The sequence below is a fragment of the Loigolactobacillus jiayinensis genome (genome assembly GCF_003946445.1).
GTDB lineage: Bacteria > Bacillota > Bacilli > Lactobacillales > Lactobacillaceae > Loigolactobacillus > Loigolactobacillus jiayinensis.
Genome location: NZ_RHOF01000017.1, coordinates 60,226 through 66,610, shown reverse-complemented (window position 1 = coordinate 66,610; position 6,385 = coordinate 60,226). Strand labels below are relative to the sequence as shown.

Below are 6,385 nucleotides of genomic sequence, written 5' to 3'. Positions count from 1 at the left end.
GATTAAGATGTGATTAATGGTATCAAAAAATGTAGGAAAACCGACAACAATCTCGTCGCCCTTTTCCTACATTTTATAACCGCCGTTTACAGCTAGCACGCTAGTTACTAATAAATGTAACTGCTCGCTGATCGAAGTACTGATTTGTTCGGTTAATTTCTGATTATTATTGATCAAGAGTTCACGGTAAATAATTGATTGAAAAAGTGACATGATGATACCAACAAGCTGCGGAATAGCGGTTTGGTCTAGCTGTAGCTTCTTTGTCGCGGTCATTAAAAAATCAACCAGTAATTGCTTAACTTTGTTGATCAGATCCAGCAACCATTTAACCTGTTCATCAGACAGTAGCATACGTTCACGAATTGTGATCATGAAGGAATAGTAATTATCTTGTTTGCTAAAAATTTGCCAGATTTGGTTGAAAGCATGCAGTAATTGAGCTTCAATATTCGCCAGTGAATCAGCTTCGTGAAATTTAAAGTCGACGCCATTGATCCGTGACTGAATGCCTTCATAAATGATTGTATCGAGGATTTCACGCTTACCGTGGGGAAAATAATAGTATAACAATCCTTCGGCAGAATCAGTTTGTCGATTGATTTCGCGGGTGGTTGTGGCTTCAAAGCCTTTAGTAGCAAATAATTTCCGTGCTACCGTTAAGATTTTATTCTTTTGCTGTTCGCCTTTGGAGCTATCTTTTTTCAATTTATTAACCTCATTTTTCAGCTTTTAGTACATTTGTATAGTTATTTAATCAATACTTTTATTATACCGGAAATATAGCCTAGTTGAGCTGATTTCACTAAGTTCAGTTAGATGATAAAAAAAGAGTCGTGCCAAATTTTTCTGGCCCAGGCTCTTTTTGAAAATTATAGATGCTTACATCACGCCAAAACTCTGCAAGATCATGTAAATATTTAGGCCGACTAGAACGATGGTTGAAAGCCAGGCACTATATTTAACCCACGCCTTGTTGGCAAATTCACCCATTAGCTTTTTACTGCTGGTAAAAATGACCAGTGGAATAACTGCAAAGGGTAAAGCAACGCTCAAGAAAACTTGCGATAAAGTCAATAAATTTTCGATTTTAGCTTCATTGCCGTGATAATAAATAGCGAAGGCCAAGACAGGTGTGACTGACAATAGGCGGGTGATTAAGCGTTGTGCCCACAGTGGCATCTTTAGCCGAATGAAACCTTCCATAATGATCTGGCCAGATAAGGTACCCGTAATGGTTGAACTTTGACCGGAAGATAATAGGGCAACGGCGAATAGCATACTTAGAAATGGGCTAGCAATGGCGCCTACGATTTGTTTGTTGCTTAAAGCATTAAACAAATCAACGAAGTGACCTAATGAGCTATTCGTACCATAGAATAAGGCAGCGCCTAAGATCAAAAGTAAACTGTTAACGATAAAAGCGATGAAAAGTTGAATATTCGAATCAATTGTTGAAAATTTAATCGCTTTAGCAACATCTTTGCGCTTGCTACGATCAAGTGCACGGGTTTGTGAAATTGATGAGCCCAAGTATAAATCATGGGGCATGATCGTAGCACCAACGATTCCTAATGATAAATACAACATTGAATGGTTGGTCAGAATTGTATCAGAAGGAATATAGCCGTGCATGATACCAGCCACACTAGGATTTGCAAGTAGGACTTCGTAAGCAAAGACGAGTACGATCACTGCAACTAAAGTGGCAACGATGGCTTCGATTTTACGGAAACCTAACTTCATTAACACTAGTAGCAGTAACACATCGGCGGTAGTAATTAAAATGCCAACAATTAAAGGAATATTGAATAATAATTTCAGTGCGATACTAGAACCGATAATTTCGGCGATATCAGTGGCCATAATTGCAAGCTCAGCAACGAGCCAAAGCAAGATGCCGACGCCTTTAGACGTATGTTCACGCGTTAATTGGGCCAAATCTTTACCAGTGACGATGCCTAATTTAGCTGTCATTGCTTGTAAAAGCATGGCGATCACGCTGGAAATTAAAACAACGGATAATAAGGTGTATTTAAATTGGGCGCCACCGGCAATTGATGTGATCCAATTACCTGGATCCATATAACCGACGGCAATTAAAACGCCAGGGCCAGTGTAAGCCATTAAGGTTCGCCAGAAACCAGCATTTTTTGGCACTTGCACACTGCCATTAATTTCATCTAAACTCTTATCTGCTGCTACGTTTTGTACAAATACATTCTCTCCTTGAGCACTATTTACTTTCATAGTATTGCCCTCTTTTCTATTGATTTAGAAATTCAGGTGACCAGATGCGGTCAATCTGAGACATCTTTTTACTAGGGAACCCAAGCTAAACCACGGAACGGTTAACCAAGTTAGGCTAGTTATTTTGATAAAAGTGACGTGCGGTAACGATAATTACTTACTCATAACAACTGAATTGTGCCACAATATGAGATTGTTTAATTAATTGAGCGCTCGCTTAAATCCTTATTTAATATACCACGTCTAGTTAATAAGTCAACGATTTAATTTTATTTTTTTGGGTAACCAAAATTAAATCACTATGGATGCTTCAATTAATAGCAGGCATTTCATGAAAAATTAACTAGTTCGATGATTACCCGTTAGTAAGGTGGCACTGATCTAATTTGGCCTAAGTTGATTCAATCAGCGGGCGTTAAGCCATAAAAGTAATGAATTTTAGGATATTAGCTAAATTAAATAATTCCATTTATTTAGGTGACATGAACTTTTTAATTTTACTATTTGATTTTAAATTATAATATGGTATATTAAGAGTCGGTTTTAAGCGTGCGCTCAATTATCTGTCAGTAGTAGGTTTTTAATTTAATTAACGAGGTGAGAAGCTTTGCAACAGGAGAAGGCACGCTATTATCATAGCTTTACCGATGACTTTGTTGCCAGTCAGCAACAGAATTATACCTTGGCAACTGATTATTCATGGGAACCCCAAGGAAAATTATTTTATTTTACAGCATTTATTGTTACTTTTTTAACTAAAGTGTTCAGCTGGTTCTATCGCTATTGCTGGGCACGACCGACCATTGTTAATGGGCAATTACTACACGACTATCCAGCGGGTTGCTTTCTTTACGGCAACCATACGCAACCGCAAGGCGATGTTTTCATTCCGTTTAGTTTATTGCGGCATAAACCGCTTAATTTTTTAGTTAGTCCCGCTAATTTAGGGATTCCGCTATTAGGCCACTGGTTACCTTATGGTGGGGCGTTACCAATTCCTAACACATTGCATCAATTAGGTCGCTTTCAGGCCGCAGTGTATCAACGGATTGCGGCAAAACAGTGTGTCGTCGTTTATCCAGAAGCCCACGTGTGGCCGTATTATACGCAGATTCGCCCATTACCTTTAGCAGCGTTTCATTATCCAATTGGGACTCAGGCAGCTTCATTTTGTATGACGACAACCTATCAAAAACGACGTTGGCGGAAGCGGCCGCACATTACGTTATATCTTGATGGACCGTTTTACCCACAAGCTGGTTTACCGGCAAAGCAGCAGCAAATCCAGTTACGGGATGAAATTGCGGCGTGTATGCAAAAACGTAGCCGCGCCAGTAACGTTGCGTATATTCAATATAAACCATATGAAGTGGCAAAATAGACTAGGTCATGTACTGCAGCTGCTTAATAGTACAGGCCAATTTGTGAATTAAAAGTAGGTGAATTAAATGAATATCCTTTATTGTGGTGATAGTAAGGTCAAGGATGGCCTGCTAATTTCAATTTTATCGTTACTGAAAAACGTGACGGTTCCAGTGCATATTTATGTGCTCACGGCGACGATCACCACTGAAGATAAGCAATACCAGCCAATTACTGCGGAAACAATTCAGGTTATTGCTGATTTAATGCAGCAAAAAGATCACCGTCATCGAATTACTAAGGTTGATGTGACTGAGTTACTTAAATTAGACTTTCCAACGCAAAATTTAGCAACCGTCTTTACACCAGGATGCATGTTACGGTTGTTTGCCGATGAAGTCCCGGAAATACCAGACAAGATTCTTTACCTTGATACGGACGTTATTTGTCGGCAAAACTTTGTGGCCTTTTATGAGCAGAATCTAGCGCAACTAGAATTAGTTGGTGTGTTGGATCATTATGGCAAGTGGTTCTTTCATCAACAGCTTGATAAATTAGATTATCTAAATTCTGGCGTTTTATTGCTAAATTTAAATATGATTCGGCAGACACGCTTATTCGCTAATTGCCGGCAATTATGTCAAACGAAAAAAATGTTTATGCCTGATCAAACGGCATTGAATAAATTTATTCAGGCACGGAAGATTGCGCCACGACGGTTTAATGAACAACGACGCTTACACGCCAATACTGTATTTCAGCATTTTACGACCAGCTTTCGATTCTTCCCGTGGATTCATACATTAACAGTAAAACCATGGCAAGTTGAACGGATGCATGATGAATTAAAATTATATGAATATGACGATATTTTAACTGAATATCGTCAGTTAGTCCCTAGATTATGAGGTGAGTTGAAATGAAACAAAAAATAATTCCCGTCTTTTTTGCAGTTGATGACCAGTACGCACCCTATCTTGCTGTCGCCTTAAAGTCCTTAATTGCCAATACAACGGCAACTAACCGCTATCAATTAATTGTTTTGTATCATGAATTAAGTCCCGCTAATCAGAAACAATTACAGACTTTAGCATTGACTCAGCCACAAATTAATTTAAAATTTGTCCCACTGACGAATGCACAGTTACAGAAAATCACTGATCATGACAATAAGTTACGCTGTGATTACTTTACTTTTACGATTTATTTTCGGTTATTTATTGCAACGATGTTTCCAGAATATGATAAGGCGATTTATCTGGATGCTGACACAGTTGTATTGGCCGATATTGCTGATTTATATCAAATTGAGCTGGGTAATCAATTGCTTGGTGCTGTGCCTGATCCATTTATTGCTGCTAACCCCAAGATGGCCACTTATGCGGCTGATGCGGTGGGCGTTACCGCGGATAAGTATGTAAATTCCGGTGTGTTGTTGATGAATTTAAAAGCGATGCGTACGGAACACTTTGCTGAGCATTTTCTAAGTTTGTTAAACGAATACCATTTTGCGAGTTTGGCGCCAGATCAGGACTATTTAAATGCCATCAGCCAGCAGCGTATCCGGTATTTGGATCCAGCTTGGAATGTACAAATGAACGATACCTCAGCCGCACCGCAGTTAGTGCATTATAATTTATTTGCCAAGCCATGGCATTATGATGACGTGGCTAATCAGCAGTATTTCTGGCATTATGCGCGCATGACGCCTTACTATGATCAGATTGTTGCGACTAAACAGCGTCATAATGTGCACGATACACAACAGGACGACGCTAAGTTACAACAGCTACTTAGTATGGCTCAGAAAACGATCCATGCTGCGATCACCTTTAAAAGTGTCCGCGATCAAGGCAATGTGGTTTATCTCTAACTAAAAAGGGGGCGACAACGATGATCATTGGTGGCAGTAAAAAAAGCGTCATTGAAAATATTGAGCAAAATATTACGACCGAAAAGTTTAATAGTAAAGTTGAGGTCAATGATGCCACTTTATCACCGGCTGAAACTAGTCGTCTACTGGCAGCTAATCTTAAACGGCGGCAATCAGCACGTTATGCCTTCAATAATTGGCTAGCGCGCATGATCATGAACAGTACGACGAAGTTGATCAATCGGCACACGGAAATTATTGGCTTAGAAAATTTACTAGGGTTGGAAAATGGAGCCATTGTGACTAGTAATCATTTTAGCCCGTTGGAAAATACAATTGTTCGACAAACCCTACGGCAAATTGGAACTAAGCGGCTGTTTGTGGTCAGCCAAGCCACTAATCTCTTAGCGCAGGGTGTAGTCGGTTATTTATTAAAGTACGCTGATACGCTTCCAATTGGCGGCGATAAAGAATATATGGGTCGCGAATTTCCTAAGCAACTGCAGCAATTATTGAACCAGCAACAATTTATTTTAATTTATCCAGAGCAAGAAATGTGGTTTAATTACCGCAAACCACGGCCACCTAAACGTGGTGCTTATTACTATGCCGCCCGTTTTCAGGTGCCAATTGTGTCTTGTTTTGTTGAAATTATAGAACTACCGCGGCGCGACAATGCTGAATTTAACCAGACGCGTTATCGCATGCACGTGTTACCAACTATTTTCCCAGATACGGCTAAATCAGCGCGTGAAAATAGTATCGCCATGATGCAGCAAGATTACGCACAGAAAAAGCAAGCCTACGAACAGGCCTATGGGCAACCGTTAAACTACCAATTTTCCACTAGTGATATTGCTGGTTGGCGTGGCTGAAAAGCTTTATGTACCGTTACTTTAA

The 6,385-nt window shown here is 39.6% G+C and carries 6 protein-coding genes; 4 read left to right on the top strand and 2 right to left on the bottom strand.

The window, feature by feature from the left end; all coding sequences use genetic code 11:
* Positions 1-66: 66 nt before the first annotated feature.
* Positions 67-708 (bottom strand): TetR/AcrR family transcriptional regulator, encoded by a 642-nt coding sequence (locus EKM80_RS05750; protein WP_164509510.1) that lies wholly within the window; start codon positions 706-708, stop codon positions 67-69.
* 174 nt (positions 709-882) lie between these two features.
* On the bottom strand, positions 883-2,250 hold the full coding sequence (locus EKM80_RS05745) for an Nramp family divalent metal transporter (RefSeq protein WP_125552157.1): 1,368 nt from the start codon (positions 2,248-2,250) through the stop codon (positions 883-885).
* A 607-nt stretch (positions 2,251-2,857) separates the two neighbouring features.
* Here EKM80_RS05745 and EKM80_RS05740 point away from each other — a divergent pair.
* From EKM80_RS05740 to EKM80_RS05725, 4 genes are all read left to right on the top strand, one after another.
* Positions 2,858-3,631: a lysophospholipid acyltransferase family protein gene (locus EKM80_RS05740; protein WP_125552156.1), complete on the top strand. Its 774-nt coding sequence runs from the start codon at positions 2,858-2,860 to the stop codon at positions 3,629-3,631.
* A gap of 67 nt (positions 3,632-3,698) precedes the next feature.
* The gene (locus EKM80_RS05735; RefSeq protein ID WP_125552155.1) at positions 3,699-4,520 is read left to right on the top strand and encodes a glycosyltransferase; all 822 of its coding nucleotides are present in this window, start codon (positions 3,699-3,701) and stop codon (positions 4,518-4,520) included.
* A gap of 11 nt (positions 4,521-4,531) precedes the next feature.
* Positions 4,532-5,485 carry a glycosyltransferase family 8 protein gene (locus EKM80_RS05730; RefSeq protein WP_125552154.1) on the top strand — a complete coding sequence of 318 codons (954 nt, stop codon included), beginning with the start codon at positions 4,532-4,534 and terminating at the stop codon, positions 5,483-5,485.
* A gap of 20 nt (positions 5,486-5,505) precedes the next feature.
* On the top strand, positions 5,506-6,360 hold the full coding sequence (locus EKM80_RS05725) for a 1-acyl-sn-glycerol-3-phosphate acyltransferase (RefSeq protein WP_125552153.1): 855 nt from the start codon (positions 5,506-5,508) through the stop codon (positions 6,358-6,360).
* The last annotated feature ends 25 nt before the right edge of the window (positions 6,361-6,385 follow it).